General features: G+C 66.6%; 26 protein-coding genes. 22 read left to right on the forward strand and 4 right to left on the reverse strand.

Annotated features, from left to right (window positions below; genetic code table 11):
* The 15 genes from ACWIVK_RS06045 to ACWIVK_RS06115 form a co-directional block, all read left to right on the forward strand.
* On the forward strand, positions 1-1648 hold a 1648-nt coding region (locus tag ACWIVK_RS06045), incomplete at its 5' end, for a flagellar biosynthesis protein FlhA (protein WP_448575676.1).
* A gap of 3 nt (positions 1649-1651) precedes the next feature.
* Positions 1652-2653 (forward strand): GTP-binding protein, encoded by a 1002-nt coding sequence (locus ACWIVK_RS06050; protein ID WP_448575677.1) that lies wholly within the window; start codon positions 1652-1654, stop codon positions 2651-2653.
* Between the two features lie 134 nt (positions 2654-2787).
* On the forward strand, positions 2788-3057 hold the full coding sequence (locus ACWIVK_RS06055; RefSeq protein ID WP_448575678.1) for a hypothetical protein: 270 nt from the start codon (positions 2788-2790) through the stop codon (positions 3055-3057).
* A gap of 17 nt (positions 3058-3074) precedes the next feature.
* Complete coding sequence (locus ACWIVK_RS06060; protein ID WP_448575679.1) at positions 3075-3869, forward strand: FliA/WhiG family RNA polymerase sigma factor; 795 nt, start codon at positions 3075-3077, stop codon at positions 3867-3869.
* On the forward strand, positions 3866-4249 hold the full coding sequence (locus ACWIVK_RS06065) for a transmembrane sensory transduction histidine kinase for metal resistance (protein ID WP_448575680.1): 384 nt from the start codon (positions 3866-3868) through the stop codon (positions 4247-4249). Before ACWIVK_RS06060 ends, ACWIVK_RS06065 begins: the two co-directional genes overlap by 4 nt.
* Positions 4250-4253: 4 nt before the next feature.
* Positions 4254-4949 (forward strand): hypothetical protein, encoded by a 696-nt coding sequence (locus tag ACWIVK_RS06070; protein WP_448575681.1) that lies wholly within the window; start codon positions 4254-4256, stop codon positions 4947-4949.
* Positions 4946-5692, forward strand: a complete 747-nt coding sequence (locus ACWIVK_RS06075) for a flagellar hook-basal body protein (RefSeq protein WP_448575682.1) — start codon at positions 4946-4948, stop codon at positions 5690-5692. Before ACWIVK_RS06070 ends, ACWIVK_RS06075 begins: the two co-directional genes overlap by 4 nt.
* An 11-nt stretch (positions 5693-5703) precedes the next feature.
* The gene (locus ACWIVK_RS06080) at positions 5704-6483 is read left to right on the forward strand and encodes a flagellar hook-basal body protein (RefSeq protein ID WP_448575683.1); all 780 of its coding nucleotides are present in this window, start codon (positions 5704-5706) and stop codon (positions 6481-6483) included.
* Between the two features lie 115 nt (positions 6484-6598).
* Positions 6599-6910 (forward strand): flagellar biosynthesis anti-sigma factor FlgM, encoded by a 312-nt coding sequence (gene flgM / locus ACWIVK_RS06085; RefSeq protein ID WP_448575684.1) that lies wholly within the window; start codon positions 6599-6601, stop codon positions 6908-6910.
* A gap of 14 nt (positions 6911-6924) precedes the next feature.
* The gene (locus tag ACWIVK_RS06090) at positions 6925-7320 is read left to right on the forward strand and encodes a hypothetical protein (protein WP_448575685.1); all 396 of its coding nucleotides are present in this window, start codon (positions 6925-6927) and stop codon (positions 7318-7320) included.
* 70 nt (positions 7321-7390) lie between these two features.
* Positions 7391-8797, forward strand: coding sequence for a flagellar hook-associated protein FlgK (gene flgK, locus ACWIVK_RS06095; RefSeq protein ID WP_448575686.1), 1407 nt, complete (start codon positions 7391-7393; stop codon positions 8795-8797).
* Between the two features lie 28 nt (positions 8798-8825).
* The gene (flgL, locus tag ACWIVK_RS06100; RefSeq protein ID WP_448575687.1) at positions 8826-9701 is read left to right on the forward strand and encodes a flagellar hook-associated protein FlgL; all 876 of its coding nucleotides are present in this window, start codon (positions 8826-8828) and stop codon (positions 9699-9701) included.
* A 20-nt stretch (positions 9702-9721) separates the two neighbouring features.
* Complete coding sequence (gene fliW, locus ACWIVK_RS06105) at positions 9722-10150, forward strand: flagellar assembly protein FliW (RefSeq protein ID WP_448575688.1); 429 nt, start codon at positions 9722-9724, stop codon at positions 10148-10150.
* Positions 10151-10162: 12 nt separating this feature from the next.
* Positions 10163-10417: a carbon storage regulator gene (locus ACWIVK_RS06110; RefSeq protein WP_448575690.1), complete on the forward strand. Its 255-nt coding sequence runs from the start codon at positions 10163-10165 to the stop codon at positions 10415-10417.
* Between the two features lie 398 nt (positions 10418-10815).
* Entirely contained in the window at positions 10816-11370 is a 555-nt protein-coding gene (locus tag ACWIVK_RS06115; protein WP_448575691.1) for a type II toxin-antitoxin system HicB family antitoxin, read from the forward strand.
* A gap of 195 nt (positions 11371-11565) precedes the next feature.
* On the opposite strand, the gene ACWIVK_RS06120 is transcribed toward ACWIVK_RS06115, so the two are convergent.
* Positions 11566-12054 (reverse strand): NUDIX domain-containing protein, encoded by a 489-nt coding sequence (locus ACWIVK_RS06120; protein WP_448575693.1) that lies wholly within the window; start codon positions 12052-12054, stop codon positions 11566-11568.
* 187 nt (positions 12055-12241) lie between these two features.
* The gene (locus ACWIVK_RS06125) at positions 12242-12661 is read right to left on the reverse strand and encodes a hypothetical protein (protein WP_448575694.1); all 420 of its coding nucleotides are present in this window, start codon (positions 12659-12661) and stop codon (positions 12242-12244) included.
* A gap of 140 nt (positions 12662-12801) precedes the next feature.
* Between ACWIVK_RS06125 and fdh the strand changes: the two genes are divergently transcribed.
* The 6 genes from fdh to ACWIVK_RS06155 all read left to right on the forward strand — a co-directional run bounded on the left by fdh (position 12802) and on the right by ACWIVK_RS06155 (position 19257).
* Positions 12802-15987, forward strand: coding sequence for a formate dehydrogenase (fdh, locus tag ACWIVK_RS06130; RefSeq protein ID WP_448575696.1), 3186 nt, complete (start codon positions 12802-12804; stop codon positions 15985-15987).
* A 70-nt stretch (positions 15988-16057) separates the two neighbouring features.
* Positions 16058-16873, forward strand: a complete 816-nt coding sequence (locus ACWIVK_RS06135) for a 4Fe-4S dicluster domain-containing protein (RefSeq protein ID WP_448575698.1) — start codon at positions 16058-16060, stop codon at positions 16871-16873.
* Between the two features lie 14 nt (positions 16874-16887).
* Positions 16888-17775: an NrfD/PsrC family molybdoenzyme membrane anchor subunit gene (gene nrfD / locus ACWIVK_RS06140; protein WP_448575700.1), complete on the forward strand. Its 888-nt coding sequence runs from the start codon at positions 16888-16890 to the stop codon at positions 17773-17775.
* Position 17776: 1 nt separating this feature from the next.
* Complete coding sequence (locus ACWIVK_RS06145; protein WP_448575702.1) at positions 17777-18022, forward strand: hypothetical protein; 246 nt, start codon at positions 17777-17779, stop codon at positions 18020-18022.
* Positions 18019-18891, forward strand: a complete 873-nt coding sequence (locus tag ACWIVK_RS06150) for a formate dehydrogenase accessory protein FdhE (protein ID WP_448575703.1) — start codon at positions 18019-18021, stop codon at positions 18889-18891. Before ACWIVK_RS06145 ends, ACWIVK_RS06150 begins: the two co-directional genes overlap by 4 nt.
* A 9-nt stretch (positions 18892-18900) precedes the next feature.
* A complete protein-coding gene (locus tag ACWIVK_RS06155) occupies positions 18901-19257 on the forward strand; it encodes a type III secretion fhipep protein (RefSeq protein ID WP_448575704.1) in 357 nt (118 codons plus the stop codon).
* Between the two features lie 167 nt (positions 19258-19424).
* Here ACWIVK_RS06155 and ACWIVK_RS06160 read toward each other — a convergent pair whose 3' ends face one another.
* Both ACWIVK_RS06160 and ACWIVK_RS06165 read right to left on the reverse strand, forming a co-directional pair.
* On the reverse strand, positions 19425-20780 hold the full coding sequence (locus tag ACWIVK_RS06160) for a permease (protein WP_448575706.1): 1356 nt from the start codon (positions 20778-20780) through the stop codon (positions 19425-19427).
* 705 nt (positions 20781-21485) lie between these two features.
* Complete coding sequence (locus ACWIVK_RS06165) at positions 21486-22076, reverse strand: DUF488 domain-containing protein (RefSeq protein WP_448575708.1); 591 nt, start codon at positions 22074-22076, stop codon at positions 21486-21488.
* Between the two features lie 633 nt (positions 22077-22709).
* On the opposite strand from ACWIVK_RS06165, the gene ACWIVK_RS06170 reads away from it, so the two are divergent.
* Positions 22710-22889: a hypothetical protein gene (locus ACWIVK_RS06170; RefSeq protein ID WP_448575709.1), complete on the forward strand. Its 180-nt coding sequence runs from the start codon at positions 22710-22712 to the stop codon at positions 22887-22889.
* The last annotated feature ends 491 nt before the right edge of the window (positions 22890-23380 follow it).

Raw genomic sequence — 23380 nt, forward strand, 5'->3', positions numbered from 1 at the left:
CGGGGCCGGGCGCGTGGCCGAAGTGGCCGCACGCTTCACGTTGGACGCGATGCCGGGCAAGCAGATGTCGATCGATGCCGACCTCAATGCCGGCCTCATCACCGAGGAGGAGGCGCGACGCCGGCGACAGGAGATCGCTCGTGAAGCCGACTTCTACGGCGCGATGGACGGTGCCAGTAAGTTCGTCAAAGGGGACGCCATCGCGGGCATCGTGATCATCCTCATCAACATCCTCGGTGGTATCGCCATCGGCGCACTGCAACGCGGCCTTTCGCTCGGCGAGGCGTTGCGCACCTACGCGCTGCTGACCGTGGGTGACGGTCTGGTCTCGCAGATCCCAGCCCTGCTGATCTCCACGGCGACCGGTATCATCGTGACGCGCAGCGCCTCGGACGCCAATCTGGGACTGGACCTGGCCCGGCAGATCTTCAGTGCTCCCCGGGCGCTGGCGATCGCGGGCGTGCTGCTGGCTGTCCTCGGTCTGGCGCCAGGTTTGCCGGCTCCACCGTTTTTCCTCGGTGCGGTCGGGATGCTGGGTGCAGCGCTGGCCTTGCGGCAACCGGCCCGACCGGCAGCAGCCGAGATCCCGCCGCCAGCGAGCGAGACCGAGGAGGCCATGCCGGAGGTGGCGCCGGTCGATCCGCTCGAACTGGAGATCGGCTACGGGCTGATCCCGCTGGTCGATCAGGCAGCTGGTGGGCAGCTGTTGCGGCGGATCACGCTCTTGCGCAAGCAGATCGCGCACGAGCTAGGTTTCGTCATGCCGACCGTGCGCATCCGGGACAACCTGACCCTGCGGCCGAACGAGTACCGCATCCTGGTGCGCGGGATCAAGGCCGGGGAGGGTGAAGTCTATCCGGACCGGCTGATGGCGATGAGCACGACCGGTGAACCGCCGCAGCTGGAGGGGATCGCAGCGCGTGAACCGGCCTTCGGTCTCCAAGCGGTCTGGATCGCCGAAGGGCAGCGCGCGGCAGCCGAAGCACAGGGCTACGCGGTGGTCGACGCCGCCTCGGTGATCACGACGCATTTGAGCGAAGTGGTGCGCCGTCACGCGGCACACCTGTTGCGTCGGCAGGACGTCCAACGGCTGCTGGATAGCGTCCGGCGCGAGCACCCGGCTGTGGTGGACGAACTCGTCCCGCATCTCCTCTCGTTGAGCGAGGTGCACCAGGTCCTGCAGCTCCTCCTCGAGGAGCAAGTCCCGATCCGCGACCTGGTCACCATCCTGGAAGTGCTGGGGAACCATGCCCGCTCGGTGCGCAACGTGCATGTCCTGGCCGAGCATGTCCGGCACGCCTTGGCAGCCGCGATCACCCAGCAGTACGTGGCGGCAGACGGGACACTGGGCGCGCTGGTCCTGCATCCTGACCTGGCGACGCAGCTCCAGGAATCGATCCATCACGGTGAGGATGGGCCGCAACTAGCGCTTCCACCGGAGCGCCTGCAGGCCTTGCTGGCCGCGGTGGCCCAAGAGATGGAGCGCGTGGCAGCGCTCGGTTACCAGCCGGTGCTGCTCGCACCGGCCAACCTGCGGGCTGCCCTGAGTCGCACGCTCCGCCGGTCATTGCCGAACCTGGTGGTCCTGGCCTACCACGAGGTCGCGCCCGGAATCCGCGTCCAGATATTGGGAACTGTGAGGGGGTAAGTCATGCTGGAGGCACGCACCTACCGGGCAGAATCGATCCAAGCCGCACTCCTCCTGGCCAAGGCCGAACTCGGGCCGGATGCCGTCATCTTGGACGTGCGCCATCTCGAACCACGTCACCTCCTCGGTGGACCAGCCGTGGTGGAACTCGTGGCTGCGCCGGGAGCGAGCGGACTCCAGCGCGGCCCGGGAACGCCGGGCATCCAAGCGGTGCCCGGGAGCGGTGATCCGGTCGTCCTAGGACTGACAGCGCTCGGGTTGAGTCCACGCTTCGCGGCCGAACTGGTCCAGGCCTACCGGCAAGGGAAGGGACCGAGCCGCGATCTCCGTCGAGTGCTGGCCGCTCGGATCGCGGAGTTCATCACGGTGGCGCCGTGGTTACCGCTCGGGGGACGCACGATCCTGGCGCTCGTCGGCCCGACCGGTGTCGGCAAGACGACGACGGCATTGAAGCTCGCAGCGGCAGCTCGAGCCGATGGCTTCGCGGTGCAACTCATCAGCTCTGGGGGGGACGACGCACACGACGCGCGCAGCGAGACACTGGCGCGGAGCTTCGGTCTCCCCTTCACCCGCGCGGTAAACGGGGTCGAACTGCAGCGGGCACTTCGAATGGCGAGTGGCCAGCTGGTCCTGATCGACACGGCCGGTGCGAACCCGTTCGATCCGCGCGCCATCGCGGCCTTGGAGGGAGTCCTGGTCAGCGAGCACGTGATCGTCGCGCTGACGCTTCCGGTCGGAGGCGACCTGGAGGAAACGCTCGAAGCAGCGCGCCGGTATGCGCCGCTGCGCCCTCGGGCCATCATCTTGACCAAGCTCGACGAGACCCGACGCCCGGGAATGGCCTTGGGACTGGCTGAACGGCTGGCGCGTCCCCTGCTGGCTCTCACCACCGGCACCCGGATTCCCGATGACCTGGTGAGCGCTTCGACACCGGCGCTGGCCGAGCTCGCTGCCTGGACGCTGGAGCGCCTGGAACGACGAGCCGCGAGGCGTCCCCCATCCTAGGACCGACGCACTGCCTGTCCTAGGACACCCGCACTGCGCGCTTTGGGTCGGGCAGGACTGGGCTGGTCGAAGGTCGAGAGGATAGGGTGAACGATGCAGGGGTGGGACGCACGACCACTCGAGAGGGTACCCGGATGCAGGACGCGAAGCACTCCAAACCATTGACGATCCGACCACTGGTCCTCCTTTCCAGCATCGCGGCCTTCCTAGTGGTCTACCTCGGGGGGATCCTGCGCGGGCAATCGTTGCTGTGGGTCGCGGTCAGCAGCGCGAGCGCGCTCGTGCTGATGTTGATCGCTGGGCTCGTCATCGAGCGCTTGCTCGCGAGCCCGAGCGAAGCGGACGAAGCTGCGGCGATCTACGAGCGCTCGCCCGCCAGAAGCGATCAGCGTGAGACCTCGTGAGCCGAGAGGGCCGGCCGATGGCGATCCCGGCGCGCCAAGGCCAAGAAGGAAGACTCCGTCAGCGGCTCCGCCGCATCGAGGCGCGTGACGACACGCGTGCGCAACTCGTCGAGCAGTACGCACCGCTCGTCAAGTACGTGGTGGACCGCTTGCGGCTCTCGCTACCACCGAGCGTCGAACGGGACGATCTCATCGGCTACGGAACGATCGGTCTCCTGGAGGCACTGGACCGGTTCGACGACACGCGTGGTGTGAAGTTCGAGACCTACGCAGCGATGCGGATCCGCGGGGCCATTCTCGACGCGTTGCGCACGCTCGATATCGTCCCGCGGAGTGCCCGCAGCCGGGCGCGCCAGATCGAGCAGGCGACCCGGGAATTCTTCGCCGAGCACGGGCGGATGCCCAGCGAGACCGAACTGGCCGACCATCTCGGCATGACCACGACCGAACTGCAGCAGGCGATCAGTGACGCGGCGTGCCTTTTCCTCCCACTGCAGACGAGCGAGGATCCGGACGCGCTGACGCTCGAAGAGCAACTCGCTGACCCCAATGCGCTGGAGCCAGGCGAAGTCGCTGCCGAAGAAGATCTCAAGCGGCGGATCGCTGCCGCACTGGCCACGCTGAGCGAGCGCGATCGCCTGATCGTCTCGCTCTACTACTACGAGGACCTCACCATGCGGGAGATCAGCCAGCTGCTCGGCATCTCCGAATCACGGGTGAGCCAGATCCTCAACCGAGTGCGGTTGCAGCTGCGCGCCCTGTTGCGCGAGCGCGGCGTCGGTCTCGACGACCTGGAACCGGGGGCGAGATGACTTTTGGGCTCGTGGAGATGCAGGTGGTGGCGCTCATCGGGCTCCTGGCGATCGCCTCGCTGGCCGCCTGGAGTTCAGCGGCCCTCTGGCAACGGCAGCGGAAGCTGGAAGAGCTGGTCCGCGAGCTCGCGGCTTCGCTCGGGAAGCGATCGGGAGATGACGGACTGGCTCCCGATGCCGACGACGGTGAGGGCCATCTCCCCGATCTCACCGATCTGGTGGCCTCGCTGAAGGCGGCCGATCGGCACACGGTGGAAGACCTGTTGCGCACGCCGGTCGATCTTCCACGTGCCGCGGCGATCGAGGTCGATCGGCCGACGGAGCCGGCACCGCGCTTCGGTTTTCCCTCGCGGAGCCACCCGCAAGGATGGGAGGCGTGACGCCGTGCGGTGGGTGGACGGGAGAAGCGTCCTGGAGGAGCCGGAGACGGGCGCGGGGCGCGAGCGGACGAGGGTGGTGATCGAGCCGGTCCTGACCGGCTGGCATCTTTTGATGACCAGTCTCCTCCTGGCGATCGCGCTCTGGCTATGGGTGAGCGAGCGACTCCGGGCGGAAGCGTTTCCGGTCCGCGTGATTCTCTCCTATGTGCCGACCGTGAGTACCTGGGGACCATCGCAGGCGACCGGCGTCGCTCTCATCACCTTCAGCGAAGGGGACGTGCGGGCCGATTTCGTCGATCTCCCGGTCTTGGACAGCGGAAACCGTTACGCGCTGTGGCTCATGCGGTCGAAGACCAAAGAAGCCTTTCTCCTCGGGAAGTTCGATGCCAGGGAGCTTCCGGTCACGCACGTCGATCTGCTCCTATCGGACCCGATTCCGGAGGATGGGTGGGACATGCTCCTGGTGACCGTCGAACCGGAACCGGACACTGACCCTGGCCCGGACAGCCGCTGGGTCCTCGTGGGCGCGCTGCCCGGCACACCGGTCGAACTCGACCTCATGCCGCCGGCGCTGCCACAGACGGGAGCAGTGCGGCACGATGGAGCGACACCACCGCTCGTGCTGGCCAATCTGATGGTGCTGATCCTCCTGGCGGTGCTCCGCCCCTGGCGGCCAGCGGAAGCGAGGAGCGCACGATGATCCGCACGATCTACCAAGCAGCGGCTGGGATGATGGCGCAGTTCACGCGCCAGCTGACACTCGCGACCAACCTGGCGAACATCGAGACCCCTGGATACCGGCAGCAAGCAAGCACGATCCGAGACTTTCAACAGATGTTCCTCTTGCGGCTCGGACGGGGGGAAGCGAGCCCGATCGGCACGCTCTCGACTGCCGTCCGCTGGGACAAGCCGATGGTCGATCTGCGCCAGGGCTCGCTGATCGAAACCGGGCGCCCGCTCGACCTGGCTCTGGCCGGTCGTGCCTTCTTCGCGATCCAGACGCCGGACGGCGTGGAATACACGCGGGACGGGCGCTTCCAACTCGATGCCCAACGGCGATTGGTCACGGCGGACGGTCATCCGGTCCTCGGGGAGCAGGGGCCGCTCGTCCTGCCACCGGGAGAGATCTGGGTCGAACCGGACGGCACGATCCTCGCAGGAGACGAGGTCGTGGGCAGACTGCTCCTGGTCGAGTTTCCGCCGGACGCACAGTTCGAGCCGGTAGCAGGGAACCGGTATCGAACCGACGCGACGGGAGTCCCCTCCGAGACCACTGGCATCAGCCAGGGATTTCTGGAAGCCTCGAACGTCGACCTGACCCAGACCTTGACCGACATGCTGGCAGCGACGCGCAGTTACCAACTGGCAGCACGGTCACTGCAGCTGGCGGACGAGACGCTCCGCTTGGCCGTCAACTCGGTCGGTCGGGTGAGCCAAGGATGAGGTGACGAGCGATGGAAGCGCTGTACTTCCCGGCAGTCAGCGGCGTGCGAGCGCAGCAGGTGCGACTGGATACGATCGCGCACAACCTGGCCAACTTGGAGACGGACGGCTTCAAGGCGGTGCGTGCCGAATTCACGGCCGTGCCGCCGCAGGACTATCGGGTAGCCCGAGCCGGCGAGGCGCCGCTGGGGCCGGTACCCATCGGGTCTGGTGTCGAGCTTTCTGCGACGACACGCCAGTTCACGCTCGGACCGGTGGACGTCACCGGCGACCCGTTCGATCTGGCACTGGCTGGACCGGATACGTTCGTGGCGACGCAGCTTCCCGACGGGACCACCGCTTTTCGGCGCAGTGGGCGCCTGAGCATCGACGCGACCGGTCGGCTGGTGTTCGAGGACGGGAGTCTCCTCCAGCCACCGCTCGTCCTGCCGGTGGGAGCACAGCTCGACCGGATCGCGCCGGACGGAACCGTCTTCGTACGAGTCCAAGGGAGCAGAGAAACCCAGGCGATCGGGCGATTGGAACTGGTGCGCTTCCCGAATCCTCAAGGTCTCCTGGCCGCAGGGCAGGGACGTTGGATGGCGACCGAGGCAGCCGGACAACCGGAAACCGGCGCACCGGGGGAGGGGAACTGGCCCCCAGTGCTGAGCGGAGTGCGCGAGCATTCCAACATCGATCTCGTCGATCAGCTGACGCAGCTCATCATGGCGCAACGGGCATACACGGCCAACCTGCGCTCCTTGCAGACGATCGACGAACTGATCGAGATCGCGACGCGGCTGCGGCAATAGGACGGGGGAAAAGAGGATCGCGTCACGACCCCTTCAGAAGGAGACGCGGCTTGCCGATAGACTGGAGTGAGCGGCGAGCCAGCGCCGCACGGGACCACAGACCGAGGAAGGAACGATGGTCAACCAAGTCGGACACGTCTGGCACGATCCCTCGGTCCAGCGGGTGGAGACACCGGAGCAGCAGCACGCTCGTCAACCGGTCGCACCGCCGAGTCCTCCAGATCGCCCGCAACAGGCCGCGGAAGTGGCCCCGGAACTCCAGGAAGTCCAGCGGGCGATCGAGGTCGTTCGGCAAGCACCGGACGTCCGCGAGGGGCGAGTGGCCGCGATCCGCAAGCTGCTGGAAGCCGGGAAGTACCAGGTTCCGCTGGGAGCGGTGGCCGATCGCATCGCTGCCGACTTGCGGCCCACGCTGGACAGCGAGTAACAGCCGGGGGACACATGGGGAAACGAACACCGGGACACGGGGCGAGCGATGACCTCGCCGCGATCGGTGAGTTATTGGCCGCGCTCGTCGACGCGCTGGCGGGTGGAACACCCGAAGAGATCAGCGCGCTCGCCCGCATCGTGGAGAGCAAGGCGAGCAGCATCAGCCCGCCGGCGAGCGACCCGGCCCGTCTGGCGGCGATCGCGATCTTGCGGACGCGGGCAGCGCTGCTGGTCGAGACGCTGTTCGCGACGACCGATCGCTTCCTCAGCGAGGCGATCGCTGTTCAGGCGCGCAGCCAGGGTTACCGGCCACGAGCCGGAGCCGGGCGGGCCGTGGGCGACGTGATCGACGAGCACGGCCTTCACGCGAACGGCGCAGGTTCGGGGCTCGCCGAACTGCGCGCCTAGCCTTCAGAAACCGGCCCGGACTGCCGATCTCTTCCAGTAGCAGCGCGAACGCGGGAAGGCAGGCACGAGGATGGTCTTCCGAGCACTGGAGACAGCGTTCCGCGGGTTGATGGCTCAGCAACGGGCCGTCGATACGGCCAACCACAACATCGCCAACGCCAATACGCCCGGCTTCGCTCGCCAGCGCGTCTCCCTGGTGCCGAGCCTGCCGTACACCGTACCCGCCTTCAATCGCAGCGGACTGGCTGGGCAGGTGGGAACCGGCGTCCTGGTGGCCAGCATCACCCGCGTGCGCGAGTCGGTCTTCGACCTGCAGTATCGGGTGCAATCCCAGGCTTTGGGCGAAGCCTCGACGCTGGTCGACGCGTATGCCCAGATCGAGGCGGTCTTCAACGAGCCGACCGAGGCCGGCTTGGGCACGCTCCTCGACCGGTTCTGGCGCGCCTGGCAAGCGGTGGGGAACCAACCGGAGGACCTGGCAGCACGGGCAGCCCTGGTGCAGGACGCGACGACGCTGGCGACCAATCTGAACCGGATGCGCCGCCAGCTCGCGGAGCTGCGATCCGACACCGTGACCAAGCTGACGCTGCAGGTGAGCGAGGTCAACGGCATCGCCGAGCGACTAGCCGTCCTCAACCAGCAGATCGTGGCAGCGCTGGCCACCGGGCAGACGCCGAACGATCTCATGGACCAGCGCGATCTCCTGCTGGACAAGCTGGCACGTTTCACCGGCGCGACGATCCGGCCTTTGCCCAATGGGGCAGTCAACATCTACCTGGGCGGGTACCCGCTGGTCGACCAGGACCAGTGGTTCCCGCTCAGCGTGCAGGTGAGCGGCGGCACCGCGAGCGTGCTCTGGGAAGGCACGACGAGCCCGGTCGCGCTCGAACGGGGCTCGTTGCAAGCGTTGCTCCAGTTGCACAACACGGTCCTTCCCGGGCTCGTGCAGAAACTGGAGGCCATCCGCGATGCGCTGGCCAACGAGATCAACGCGCTGCACGCGACCGGCTATGGCCTGACCGACCCACCCGGGCCGCCACCAGGACGCTTGTTCTTCCAGATCACGGCCGGCGGTGAGCTCGCGGTCGAGTCGAGCCTCGTGGCCGATCCGCAACGGATCGCGGCCGCCGATGCCGCGGGAGTACCGGGCAACAACGCGATCGCGCGGCAGATCGCCGAGCTGCGCTCCAAGCTGGTGCTGAACGGCAACACGGCGACGATCAACGACTTCTACAACACCCTCGTTGCCGAGGTCGGCGGGGCCTCGCAGACAGCACAGGTCACGCGCGACAACCAGCGTGCGCTGGTGGAGGCGATCGACCGGCAACGACAGGAGATCATGGCGGTTTCCCTGGACGAGGAAATGGCGAACCTGATCAAGTACCAGCAAGCCTACGGGGCTGCGGCTCGGGCGATCACGGCGGTCGACGAGATGCTGGACCGGATCATCAATGGAATGGGCCTCGTCGGGCGCTGAGACCGAGCGAGTGGAAGGATGACGAGCGATGCGCGTGACGCACGGGATGCTGGTCGACACCTTGCTCAAGAACCTTTCCGCGAACCTCGCCCGGATGGAACGGGTCTACCAGCAGATCACTTCGGCCCGACGCATCGCACGTCCCTCCGACGATCCGGTCGGAACCGCGACCGTCCTGCGACTCGGTTCGGCCGCGCAGGAGATCGAGCAGTACCTGGCCAACGTCGAGCAGGCGCGGACCTGGCTGGACCTCACCGACCAGGCCTTGACCACCATCGGGCAATCGCTCCAGCGGGCACGCGAACTGGTGGTGCAGGCCGCCAACGATACGCTCTCGGCCGATGACCGGCAAGCGATCCGGCAGGAACTGACGGCACTCCAGGAACAGATCGCGACGACCGGCAACTATGCCCACGCCGGGCGCTACCTGTTCGCCGGCAGCCTCACGCAGACCGAGCCGTTCGATCTTTCGACCGATCCACCGACCTACCGAGGGAACAGCGACCCACTCGAGCGGCTGATCGACCGCGGGGTCACCATCGCCATCAACGTGACGGGCGACACCGCGATCGATCCGGTCCTCAGGGCGATCAAGCAGGCACGTGACGCGGTGGCAGCCAACGATCCGGTCGCGATCCGCTCGACGCTGGCAACGATCGATGCGGCGCACACGCAACTGCTGGCAGCGCAGGCCTCGGTGGGCGCGCGAGTCAACCGACTGGAGGCTCAGCGCGATCGCTTGCTGGATGCGCATACCAGCACGCTGCGACTCGCCAGCGAGGCCGGTGATACCGACATGGCGGAGGCGATCACGCGCTTTTCCAAGGAAGAGTTGACGTATCGCGCAGCGCTGCAAGCGGGAGCCCGGGCGATCCAGCCGACGCTCCTCGATTACCTGCGCTGACGAGCGGGAAAGGAGGAGCGATGATCGAGCGGCGACCGGAGACGATGACGGCGACGAGCCGGCAGGGAGAGCTGATCTTTCCCAACGGTTTGATCGGCTGTCCAGAATGGCGACGCTTCGCCGTCGAGGAACCGGAGGACCTGCCGGGACTCTTGCTCTTGCGCTCGCTCGACGAACCGGGTATCGAGTTCGTCGTGGCACCGGTGACCGAACTCGTCCCCGACTTCCTCGAGCAACTTGCGCCGACCGATCGGGCCACACTGGCCGCTCTGGGGGTCGGGATCACCGAAGAGGTCGAACTCTGGGTTACCCTGAGTGTGCACGATGATGGGACAGTAACGGCGAATCTTCTGGGCCCGCTCGTACTGGACTTCGGGCGCGGATGCGGTACGCAAGTGGTGCTGGCCGACTCCGGCTGGGGAACGCGGCACCCCCTGGTGAGGGAGTGAAGGGACGGCACGATGCTCGTCCTGACGAGACGGCCCGGCGAAGCGTTCGTCATCGGTGAGGGAATCCGGGTCATCGTCCTCGCCGTCGAGGGGGAACGGGTCAAGCTCGGGATCGAGGCACCGCGCGAGGTCCCGGTAGTACGCAGCGAGCTCCTCGCAGTGGTCGAGGCAGCCAACCGGCAGGCCGCCGGGGCACGCACCCAGGTTTTGGAGCGATTAAAGCGGGTCTTCACCAGCACGAGTCGATCCGAGCGGCTGCCGACCTAACCGCGGACGACCTCGCTGTCCAACTCACCGAACGCGACGGTGCAGCTCGTCGCTGATCGGCAGACTGCCAGACGACGTTCCCCTGAGGCAGTCCGGAACCGGATGGCACGAGAGGCCCGCAGTCGTCCAGACAACGCGGCGACGCGCAGTCCGGCGTTGAGCAGGGGACTCGGATCGGCGCTCGCTGGGTCAGCTCACCCACTGCCGACCGTCCTGCGCGATCGGCACTGGTGAGGAGGTGGTCGCTGTCCGAGCGATCGTACGACCGGATGACCCCTCCGATCGTTCTTATGATCAGCACGAGTTCACGAGCACTGGTGCTGACCAGGGAGGGCGCTTGGTCGCGCGACTGGCGGGGATAACGAGCTGCGCACCAGCGAGGAGAGAGGTGGGAGCCGGTGAGACCGTGGAGGCTTCTTCTCGAGGGGTGGCCGAAGGAGTGGATCGGGTTCGTCAGCGAGCTTCCTGGGTGCAGCGTGAGAGGAAGGACCCGCGACGAGGTCCTGGCACGGGCACCGAACGCGATCGCCATGCACCTGGCTTGGCTGGACGCCCATGGTCTTCCGCGACCGGAAGGAAGCGGACCCGAGATACGAGTAGCCGAGGAGATGGCTGCCACAGCAGAGGGCGTGGGGCCACTCTTCCACGATGACCGGCGGCCGATGCGCCTGGAGGAGATGGAGGCGGTCCATCGTATCGGCAGTGCGGCGGTGTCTGATCTCCTGGTGCTCTGGGAGCGCGCGAGCGGATGGGAGCGCCGAACCGGGCACGCTCGTCCAGCGGGCTGGACACCGCCGGAGATCCTCCGGCATGTCGCGGAATCGGATCGCTGGTACGCCGCACGCCTCTCGCCCGACGTCTCGGGGATGGCGCTTCCCGACGATCCAGCCGAGGCGATCCGGCGAACGGACCGGGCGTTCACGGGCGTGGTGCGTGCCTGGTGGAGCGTTTAGGGCGAGACGGTCGTCGAGCGAGAAGGAGAACAGTGGACGGTGCGCAAAGTCCTGCGCCGCCGGACGGCGCATCTGTGCGAGCACGCTCAGCAACTCGCCCGATGGGTCGGGGATCGACCGACAGCTCAGTGAGCCAGCTGGAGCGGCACCAGCCGACCTCGAGCAGCAAACACCGGCTACGACGGCTGGTTCTCGTCAGCAGAACAGGCGCCAGGTCGTTGGATCTCGCCCAGCAGCAGCATAGTCGAAGTCGCTGGCGAAGGAGTGCAGACAGGTCGAGCCAGCGAGGACGCGCAGGGCGACGTAGCGCGAGAGTGCGGTGATGGGTCGATCGGGATCACGGAGTTCCTCGAGCGTGAAGAAGCGGGCGTCGTCGATCTCCTGACCATCGGGACTCGGCTCGCCGGCCGACCAATCGAGCAGGAACATCACATAGGTATCGGAACGGGGTCCGTCACAGCGGGTGCGCAGACCGACGATCCCCCGCACGATCGCTCGGATACCGGTCTCTTCGGCGATCTCGCGGAGCACCGCCTGGTCGAGCGTCTCACCGGGCTCGACCAGGCCACCGGGGAAGAGATAGGTTCCGCGAGCGGGGCCATAGCGCTGGCGAACCAGGAGAATCGAAGCGGCCCGCCGAACGATCCCGCCCACCGCGACGACATGTGCGTGCTGACTGATCATCGGTGCCTCCCTCCTCGTGGCCGCGCAGAAAGGAGCAAAGTCGCTCGGCCAGTATGGTGGCTGGGCAGGTGACCCGACGCAAGAGCAGGGTCGTGGGGAGGCACGAGTCAGCGCGGCGGGGACCAGTGGGCAGGGAATTGCGGGCGCTAGGCCACAGGCATGCATGGCAAGAGCGCGGACCAGCTCGTCACGGCTGGGGAACGAGATCGCGCGGGTTGTGGATTTTCCAGAAGCCATCCTCGTAGACGAGCCGGAACATGTACGTGGAAATGCGCGGGCCGAGACGTTGGACGACGATGACCGACGCTTGGTCACCGCGGATCTCGGGCGGATCGATCTGCAGGATCTCGATCTTGGGGCCGAGTTCTGCGGCGATACGCACGACCTCGGCGAACTCGTCGAACGACTCTCCTTGATTCGTGGCACGGGAGTGCATGAGCCAGGCTTCGCCAGCACGACCATGGTAGACCGCATCGAGGTAGCGAGAGACGACAGCGCGGATCTCGTCCGCTGGATCGGCGAAGGGGGTCGGCTGGGGAGTCGGGGCAGGACGGCTGCAAGCTACGAAACTGGCGACGATACAGAAGAAGAGGACGAGGCGACGCATCCGGCAGCCTCCCCCGAGGATACGCGGGGCAAGGATACCGAGTCTCCTTGACGAGGTCAACGGATGAGTTTAGAATATCGGTAGCAGCCCAGATGCGGCGTACGAGTTCGGCGATTCGAGCATAGCGAGGAGGGTGTCGGATGGCCGCAACGTTATCGCGTCGGCGTTTTCTCAAAGTCGGCGGAGCGGCGGCCGGAACAGCGGTCGGGGCACTCGCAGGGCTCGGCGTGGACCTGCGGCCCAAGCAGGTGCGCGCCCAGCAACTGCGCATCAAGGACGCCCAGGTCTATCCGAGCGTCTGCCCCTACTGTGCGGTCGGCTGCGGCACGCTGGTGCACGTCGTGAACGGGCAGATCGTCAACATCGAGGGGAACCCGAAGAGCCCGGTCAATAAGGGGAACCTCTGCCCCAAGGGAGCAGCGACGTATCAGCTGCACGTCAACCCGAACCGGTTGACCAAGGTGCTCTACCGCAAGCCGTATGGGACGCAGTGGGAAGTCGTCGATCTCGACTGGGCGATGGACCGGGTCGCCGAGCTGGTGAAGAAGACGCGCGACGAGACGTTCGTCGAGACGCTACCGAACGGCAAGCGCGTCATGCACACGACGGCGATCTTCGCGCTCGGTGGCGCGACGATCGACAACGAGTGGAACCACATCCACCAGAAGCTGATGCGCGGTCTGGGGATCGTCCGCATCGAGAACCAGGCGCGGATATGACACAGCTCGACCGTCCCCGGTCTGGGGACTCGGCTCGGGCGCGGTGGCGCGACCAACCACGCGGGTGACTTGGTCAACTCCGATCTCATCGTCATCATGGGCTCCAACATGGCGGAAAACCACCCGGTGGCGTTCCGCTGGGTGGCGGAGGCCAAGCGGCGCGGAGCCAAGCTGATCCACGTCGACCCACGCTTCACGCGGACCTCGGCGATGGCGGATCTCTATGTCCCGCTGCGCTCCGGGACGGACATCGCGTTCCTCGGCGGGTTGATCCGCTACATGATCGAGAACGACAAGTACTTCAAGGAGTACGTCGTCAACTACACCAACGCCGCGACGATCATCCGCGACGACTTCCAGGACGCCGAGGAGCTGGGCGGCGTCTTCTCGGGCCTCAAAGAAGCACCCGCCGGGACGAATCAGAAGTACGTCTACGACAATGCGACCTGGCAGTACAAGCGGACGGCACCGTTCGATGCCGCGAAGGCTCGCGAGGAAGCGATCAAGGCGGCGACCTTCGCGGAGATGATCCAGAAGATGGTGCCGCCGCCGGCCGAGAAGGATCCGACACTGCAGCACCCCCACACGGTGTTCCAGATCATCCGGCGCCACTTCTCCCGCTACACGCCGGAGATGGTGGAGCAGATCTGCGGCACGCCGAAGGAGCTGTTCCTCCGCGTCGCCGAAATGCTCGCGGAGAACTCCGGTCCCGAGCGGACGACGATGTTCGTCTACGCGATGGGTTGGACGCAGCACACGTACGGCGTCCAAAACATCGGGGCCGCGGCACTCCTCCAGCTCTTGCTCGGGAACGTCGGTCGACCGGGTGGCGGCATCCTGGCCCTGCGCGGGCACGCCACGATCCAAGGTTCGACCGATGTCCCGACGCTCCACCACTCGATCCACGGCTACATGGCACACCCGGACGCGCGCCGGCGCCATGACACGCTGCGCGACTACATCCTGACCGAAACGCGGCCGACCGGCTTCTGGGCCAACTTGCCGAAGTTCATGGTGAGCTACCTCAAGTCGATGTACGGTGACGCGGCCAAGCCGGAGAACGACTTCGGCTACGACTGGCATCCGAAGATCGCCGGGGATTACTCCTTCATGGCCAGCTTCCACGCGATGGCCAAGGGCGAAATCAAGGGTGCCTTCATGTTCGGTCAGAACCCGGCGACCTCGATCAACGGCGGACTGATCCGGCGCGCACTGGCCAATCTCGACTGGCTGGTGGTGAAGGACAACTTCGAGATCGAGACGGCAGCCTTCTGGTACAAGTCACCGGAGGTGGAGAGCGGCGAACTCAAGCCGGAGCAGATCAAGACGGAGGTCTTCCTCTTCCCGTCAGCCCAGGTCGGCGAGATCGAGGGAACGTTCACTAACACGCAGCGCTGGATCCAGTTCCACGAGAAGGCAGCAGATCCGCCGGGTGACTGCCGCTCCGATGCCTGGTTCACCCACCAGCTGGCACTGCGGCTCAAGAAGCTCTATGCCGACTCGACGCTGCCGCGCGACCAAGGCTTCAAGAACTTGACGTGGGACTTCGACTACGAACCAGGCAAGTACCCGACCAACACCCGCATCCAGGGCGAGCCGGACGTCATGAAGATCTGGCGCGAGATCAACGGGTTCAAGACGGATACCGGCGAACTCCTCAAGGGCTTCGGCGAACTGAAGGATGACGGGTCGACCACCTGCGCGTCCTGGATCTACTGCGGGGCCTATCCGGAGGAGGGCAAGTTCCTGCCGGCCAACCGGAACCCGGATCCGGACGACAAGCCGGGGACGCATCTCGGTTGGGCCTTTGCCTGGCCGGCCAACCGCCGCATCCTCTACAACCGGGCCTCGGCCGACCCGAACGGCAACCCGTGGTCCGAACGGAAGAAGCTCATCTGGTGGGACGCCAACCAGAAGAAGTGGGTCGGCTACGACGTGCCGGACTTCCCGGCGACCAAGGCGCCGGACACGCCGGCCAAGCCCGGTGCCGCCGGCATGGACGCGCACGACGGCAAGAGCCCGTTCATCCTGTTGCCGGATGGGAAGGGCTGGCTCTTCGTGCCGACGGGACTGCAGGACGGGCCGTTGCCGGTGCACTACGAGCCGATCGAGTCGCCGGTGCCCAACCTCCTGTACCCGAAGTGGCAGACCAACCCGATCGCCAAGATCTACGAGCACGAGCGGAACCAGCTCGCTCAGGTGGGCGATCCGCAGTTCCCGATCGTCCTCACGACGTATCGGCTCACCGAGCACCACCTCTCCGGGGCCATGAGCCGCTGGCTGCCCTGGCTGGCCGAGCTGCAGCCGGAGCTGTTCGTCGAGATCAGCCCGGAGCTGGCCGAGGAGAAGGGCATCAAGAACCTCGATTGGGTGCGGATCACGTCCAAGCGCGGCTCGATCGTGGCCAAAGCGCTGGTGACACCACGCTTGCGGCCGCTCACGGTGAACGGCAAGACGGTGCACCAGATCGGGATGCCGTGGCACTGGGGCTTCATGGGGCTCGCGACCGGTGAAGTGGTGAATGACCTGACCTCGTGGGTCGCTGACCCGAACGTGATGATCCACGAAGCCAAGGCACTCTTGGTCAACGTCGAGAAGGCGAAGTAGTGGGGAACGGAGGAGACCCCAGGGTGGCTCGGCCGAGTCACCCTGGGGGGTTCCCTGGAGGAGACGAGCCATGGCGCAAGCGATGGGCTTCTTCACCGACACCTCAGTCTGTATCGGGTGCAAGGCCTGTGAAGTGGCCTGCAAGGCGTGGAACCAGCTCCCAGCCCGCAACGGTGGGAAGGTCGAGCTGAGCGGCCAATCCTACGACAACACGGTCTCGCTGAGCGGCATCCAGTGGCGCCACGTCAAGTTCATCGAGCAGTTCAGTCCCGACCGCTCGACCGGTCGCTGGCTGATGATGAGCGACGTCTGCAAGCACTGTGTGCGGGCTGCCTGCTTGGAAGCCTGCCCGACCGGTGCCATCATCCGCACCGAGTTCGATACGGTCGTGATCCAGCAGGATGTGTGCAACGGCTGCCGGGCGTGCATTTCGGCTTGCCCGTTCGGCGTGATCGAGATCAATCCGGAAACCAACACCGCCATGAAGTGCACGCTGTGCTACGACCGCTTGCAAGCCGGCATGGTGCCCGCGTGCGCGCAGGCCTGCCCGACGCAGTCGATCCAGTTCGGGCCGATCGACGAACTCAAGCAGCGGGCGCAGCAGCGGCTCGAGCAACTCCACGCGCAGGGGGTCACCCAAGCGCGCCTGTACGGGCACGACGAGTCGATCCTCGGTGGGCTGAACAGTTTCTACCTCCTCCTCGACGAACCGGAGGCCTATGGGCTGCCGAAGAATCCGAAGCTGCCGTCCACCAACACCCCCGTGGCAGCAGGCCTCTCTACTGCCAGCGCGGTCGCGCTCGGCTTGCTCGGGCTCGTCAGCCTGCGCAAGCGGCGCATGGAGGAATTGGCGAGCGCTGCCCGCGAGCCGGAAAGCGGTGAGTGAGGGGAGGGTCAGCGATGCCGGACACCTTCTATTCGGTTTCACCGCATTGGGGCTGGTACGCGGTCGTCGAGTTCTTCGTGGCGGGGTTGGCCGGAACGGCGGCGGGGATCGCGGCACTGCTCTGGCTGTTCGGTCGTGCCTCCGATCGGATGGTCGCCCGCTGGGGCTTCGCGATTGCCACGGTCGGCAGTATCCTGAGCGGGCTCTTGCTCATCGTGGACCTCAAGCGGCCCGATCGCTTTTGGCACATGCTGCTGTTCTCGGAGACGCTGCTTCCGACGTTCCTCAAGTGGTGGTCGGTGATGGCGCTCGGCGCGTGGTCGCTCTTTCTCTTCGGTGGCGCCTCGTTCCTCGCGCTGGTGGGGAGCCTGGCACTCGAGGGGCGGCTGCCCACCCAGCTCGGTTTTCTCGGTCGCGGCATCCTCGGGACCATCATCGTGCTGGGCTCTGGGCTGGCCGGCACCTTCTATGCCGGTTACAAAGGCGTGCTCCTGAACTCCACGAACCGACCACTCTGGGGCGATACAGCTTGGCTCGGTGCACTCTTCTTCGCATCCGGTATGGCATCAGCAGCGGTGGTGCTTCTCCTTCTGGCCCAGCGCGCTTCACCGACGACGGTTCCGACGCTGCGCCAGCTACTACTGGGGGCGTTAGGTGTCAGCATCGTCGCGGTGGCTGCCATGGTGGCGACGATGCCGATGCGCGTCACCGAACTCGTCCTCGGGAACGTGTACGGTGTGCTGCTCGTCTTGGCTGTTGCTCTGGGAATGCTCGTGCCAGCCGTTCTCGCCTGGCGGCCGCAGTTGATCGGTCGCCTCGCCGTCCCGACGCTCGCCGTTCTCGTCTTGGCGGGCGCCTTCGTTCTCCGGGCAGCACTGCTGCTCTCGTCGGAGGCAGTGTGAGATGGTAGGACGCCCGCGGCATCGACTCGGTCGGTCACTCGCGCGCGGCCTCGTCCTCCTGCTCGTCTGCCTCACGCTGAGCGGATGCAGTCCGGAGGCCTCGCGGACGCGCGGCGGCGGCTCGGGTGGTGATGTCGGCAATCGTGCGACCGAGGTGCAACTCCGGCCGAACGGCCCTGCTTCTATCTACTACTTGACACCGCGCGAAGGGCCGGCGAGCGAACTTGCCGGGATGCCGGTCGAATGAGTGCGGTCATCGAGAAACTCGAGCAGCTGGCGGAGCGAGACGCCGTGCTCGCTCCGCTGGCACGTTCTTATGCCGCAGCGCTCCGTCTCCTAAGCAGCCTGTCCGGAACAGCGATCGCTGTCCTCCTCGACTCAGCTGACCGGCTGACGAGCGGGGCAGTCCCGCTCCTGCACGGCCGCACGATCGCTGCCGATCTGGGCGCGCTCCGCCAGCTGGCTGGCGAGACGACCGCTCTCCTCGTCCGCGACGGCATTCCCGAAGCGAGCACCCTGTACGAAGCGGTCGCGCGCGATCGGCTCGCCCTCCTCGAGCTCGTGCAGGCCGCGGTGTGCGCTGACCAGGCGAGCCTGGAGCGCTTGGCAGCGGCGACGCCGGCAGCAGATCAGCTCGTCGCCGTGCTCGGCAGCGTGCTCGCGATCCCGGTCCTGGCAGGGCTCGCTCGGAACAGTGCCCCCGTGTCGCCGACCCACTGGCGTGCCGGCTATTGCCCAGTGTGCGCTGCCTGGCCGACGCTGGCCGAGTTCCGCGGGCTGGAACGCGAGCGCTGGCTCCGCTGCGGTCGCTGCGGGAGCGGCTGGCGTTTCCCCCACCAGGAATGTCCCTTCTGCGGCAATAGCGACCACCGGCGCCTCGGTTACTTCGCTGAGGAGGGCAAGCAGGACTCGCAACGCGTCGAGATCTGCCAGGAGTGCCGTGGCTACGTCAAGACGTTCGCGACGCTCGGCCCCTGGAGCCAGGGGGAAATCCTTTTGCACGATTTGACGACGGTGGAACTCGACCTCGTCGCGGCCGAGCGGGACTACCGCCGGCCCGGGGGGCTCGGCTACCCACTCGCCGTGCAGATCGTCGCGCGCGACCTGGCCGCCTAGGAGTCGACCATGCGTCCAGCCTATGACCCGAACACACTCGTCCGCCCAGCCGTCTTCTGTCGGGCGCTGCTCGATGCGTTGGAGGCGAGCGCCGGGCGACGCAAGCGGCGCAAGCGCGACCAGACACCGGACGCACTCGGCGAAGAACTGAAGCGGTGGATCCTGGAGCGAGCGATCGAGGCCGATCCTGAACCAGAGGCCTTCGAGGCGTGGCTGCTCGACCTGGTGCTGCGGACACCCGGAAGCGGCGGACTCCGCGCCATGTGTCAAGAAGTCTTCATGGAGTACCAGTTGGCGCAGCAAGACCCCGATTTCCGCGCCTGGCTCGCGCTCGGGGCGCCGAGCGCCGACAAGCCCCAGAGCTGAGGCACAGCCACAGCGACACGCGCGGTCGCGACCTCGATCGACGACCGCTTCGCTTCCGAGACTCCGCGGTAAACCCGGCGACCCCGCACGATCGCAGCGCCGGCGAGGCACGCTCCCCGGCAACTGGGCAGAGCGTGCCTCGCCGAAGGTTCGGAGACCAGACACCGTCACAAGAAGATGATGCCGGCCACGATGCTGACCGCTGCCACGACGACCACCATGAGGGCTGGGACACGCCAGTCGCGCAAGGCTGCCCCGTAGATCAGTAAGCTCGGCAAGCTGACCGCTGGCAGCGCCAAGAGCAGCGCAGCCGCCGGACCAGTCATCCCTTGCTGGATGAGCGGGGCGGCGATCGCTAGCTCCGTCCAGGTCGGGATCATGAACAGGACACCGACCAGGGTGGCGAAGAGCACCGTGCCGACCGTATTACCGCCGCCCAGGGCTGTCAGGATCGGTGCAGCCCAACCGACCACGGCTGCCGCGAGAAAGAGCATGGGGACCGCAACGCGAGCGATCACCCAGGCAGTGCGGAGCCAGGCGCCGACCAATTCGGACGGCGTCTCGATCCGCCGACCAGCCAGATGTTGCTCGAAGGAAAAGACGCGGAGGAGGCGCTCCAACCAGCGGAGTTGCCGCTCGGCTGATCCAGCACCCGTCGCCACTGGTGGGCGACGCCGCACCGCGAGTGCGACCAGCCAGGTACCGAAGACAGCGAGCGCGACACCACCGGCGATGCGGAGGAGGGCGAAATCGGCGGGAAGGAGCGCGGTCGCCAGGAAGAGGGTGGTCACATTGAGGAGCGGGGCAGCGACGACGAAGGCGAGGGACGACTCGAGCGAGGCGCCACCGCGGTAGAGACCTGCACCGAGTGGACCAGCGCAACAGGAGCAGAAGGGGTAAGCCACGGCACTCGCACTGCCCAGGACGTGCGCGCGGAAGCCGCGCAGCTCGTAGACCCGCTGCAGACGCGGACTGGTACAGAGCAGCACCAGGAACAAGGCACCGAGCAGGATACCGAGTGTCGTGGCGTGCCAAACGACGAGCAGGAAATTGGCCGCTTCGCCGATCGGCCGGAGCCAAGTAGGCAGGGAATCGAGCGCGAACGTTTTGGCGATGCCGGCTTTACCGGCTGAGGCGACGCGCTCGGCCTGGACGATCCGATAGACGAAGAGATCGACGACCAACAGCACCATGAGGAGGCCGGCCAAGACATTGCGCGCTTGCCGGAGGCCACTCGCATCCTGGAGCTGCTGCTCCACCGCACGCAGGAGGCGATACGCAGCGATGCTCAGCACGAGCGCTCCGACGAGGACGACGAGATGCCACGGCGTGTAGAAGAGAAAGGCTGACGGAGCGCCGAGCTTCTGATAAGCCGCAGACTCGAGCAGAAAGGCGCGTCGCATGTCGACGACCGTCGCGAGGACGACGGCGAACGCGACCACGAAGAGACCGAGCGAGAGCACCAAGGCGATCGCTTGCCGCTGCGAACGCGCAGCGCCGAGTGGGGAAACCGCGCCACTCATCCGTATCCCCCTTCTTCAGCACTCCTCCAGCCCGTGCAGGGAACAGCGTTCCGCTGCACGGCGCATCAGCTTTGTCGCTTCTCGATCCGGGAGACTCAGGAGCGGCCGCACCGGCCGCTGGGGAGCGATCAGGGGCCACGCGGCACGCTCGGCCCAACGTCCTGGGCGAGCAACCGGGCGCGTGCCGGTGTCGGTGAGCGGTTCCCGCGTCGGTCTTCCATCGGTCTCAACGCCAACGCTACCGGACGGTTGCGGAAAGCCTAGCCGACCTACTCCTGAGTGTCAAGGGGAACCACGAGTCGTGCGGGCAGGACGGTAGCGGGAGCGCTCGCGCCTCATGGCACCGGAAAGTTCCCGCAAGCAATTTTCGATCGGCACGAGCGGTACCCGACCGCATCGGCGCAATCCAGCGTCCAGTCGGCCACGGGGTCAGGTACGTCGCCTGGCTCGTTCGGATGCCGATCGACGAGCGTCCGAGTTTGCCGACGCACGCAGCTGCGCCCAGCTGTCGTCTCGGCGAAGGGTCGTCCAGCGGGCTTCCCGTCACCGGTTCAGTGAGCAGCCCGCACGACGCACGTCGAGCAAGGCCGGCAGTCGCAGCCAATGAGGCAGCGACAGCAGCCCCGGCTTGGCCAATTGCCTGGCCGACAGCGTCCGAGACGACGCGGTGCTGCTGTAACCGTTGGGGAACGTCGTGCGTGCCCATCAGCGACCGGGTCCGCCTGCGGGGTACGAGACGGACCCCTGGTCGAGCCGCGCGAAGAGAGGCAGCTGATGCAGCTGCAGGCGCCCTGCAGCCAGGACGTGCACGACCGTATACCCTCGGGCGACCAGTGCATCAGCGATGAGCGAGCGATGACACCGCCAGGGGAGAGCCTCGGCACACACGAGCGCGAGGGGTCCATCCTGCTCAGCACGGTCGACGAGTTCGTCGAGTGCCGCGGCGAACTCTGCAGTCTGCATATGGTCGGCAAAGCCACGGAAGCCGGGATCGCTCCAGGCGGTATTAGGGGAGTCGGGCCGCGGCTGGCGACGTCCACCGAGTGCCGGGCAGTGCCAGTACGCGATGCCATGTTCAGCCAGTGCGCTGGCCAAGCGATCCCGGTCGAACTGGGGGTGACGCCGCGAGGGCGGGAAACGCCGCACATCGGCCACGAACCGCACGCTATGCGCTCGGAGCAGCTCGAGGAACTCGGGGAAGGAGCGGTTGGAATGGCCGACCGTGAAGATCGGCCCGGTCCACCCGCGAGACGTCTGCGATCGACTGGTGTCAGCGTGCGGGCAGCGCGGCGTCACATCGGAGCCTTCCGATCAGGTCACCGCAGAAGAGGCAGACCGACCAGCGCGCTCGCACCGCGTCGCCGCCTCTTCTCCCCTCGGTGACAGGATACGAGGAAGCCGGCAAAAAGGGAAACGCCCCAGATGCTGGGTGCGTTCGAGTCACTCCTGAATCGACAGTCGGAAGACAGCGCGCTCCGGCAGTGCGGTACCCTGCGGCTCGAGGCTCGGTGTCGCGTCGCCTTGTGTACGAGCAGTATGCTGCTCCCGTTACCCGGAAAGGGTAGACGCTGTCGCATGGAGGAGTTTCCTGATCTGCGATGCGCACAACATCTCGAGACAACAGCACCTGCGCCATGGTTCCCGTGCGCTCCGAGGCACGAGCCGATCGCTCTGCCACCGCCGGAGCGAGCACGAGGAGACACGCGCGACATCGGGGAGCAGTTCGAACCGGGAAATCGCGACGTTCGAGCACCAGCTCGAGGCAGCCGAGCGCCTCGCAGCGATCTCCCGCATACCCGATCGAGAGGAGGAAGAGCCACGAGTCTCCTGACCGAAAGCCCCGAGCGCCTCACGAAGCGGTTCCTCGGCGGTGAACCGGTCGAGCGACTGCAGCGCTTCGCGCTCCTCCCACCAGCCGAGGCGGAAACCGTGGCACACGCACTAGCCGATATGGCGGAGGAAGTCGACCGGATCGATCGAGCGATCGTCCCACGATCGGAGCGAGCCGCGACACCAGATGATTTCCACGACGCCCTCGTCGATCTCATGGCAGCCTTCGCGCATCTCGACTCTCGCCTGCATGATGCGATGCGCAGCGACCCAGCGTGACGGAACCGGTGCGTGAAGTGCTCGCTTCGGTCCGGGGGTGGAGTTGGAGCAAAAATCGTCGTCTGGAGAGCGACCCCTCGGCGGCGATCGAGCGAACTCGCTGATGAAGAAGGAGAAACGATCGCTGTTCCAGCGACGGGCACTCCCGGCCAGCCATCGGGGAAAACCGCCGCTTGCCCTTCCAGCGCGAGCGCAGACCACGCGATCGGCCTTCCGGCGACCGGCGAGACCCTGACCTTCTCCCAGGTCGAGCGAGGTCTCTGTTCAGCGGTTCAGAGCGCTCGCATTCACCGCCACCGCGACGACGCGCACGGGCACTGGGTTCGCGCTGGCCACACCGAGTCGCTCGAAGGTGGCCGACCGACGAACTGGCGCGAACGAGGGGAGGGTCAGCACACCTCATCCGCCGATGCCTGCTCGTCGCGTCTTCCGGGACGCGCCGGTGGGGCACTCCTCGCCCGCTCCCAGAGCGCGCACCCCTCGTCGGGACT

It is taken from the genome of Thermomicrobium sp. (assembly GCF_053493975.1).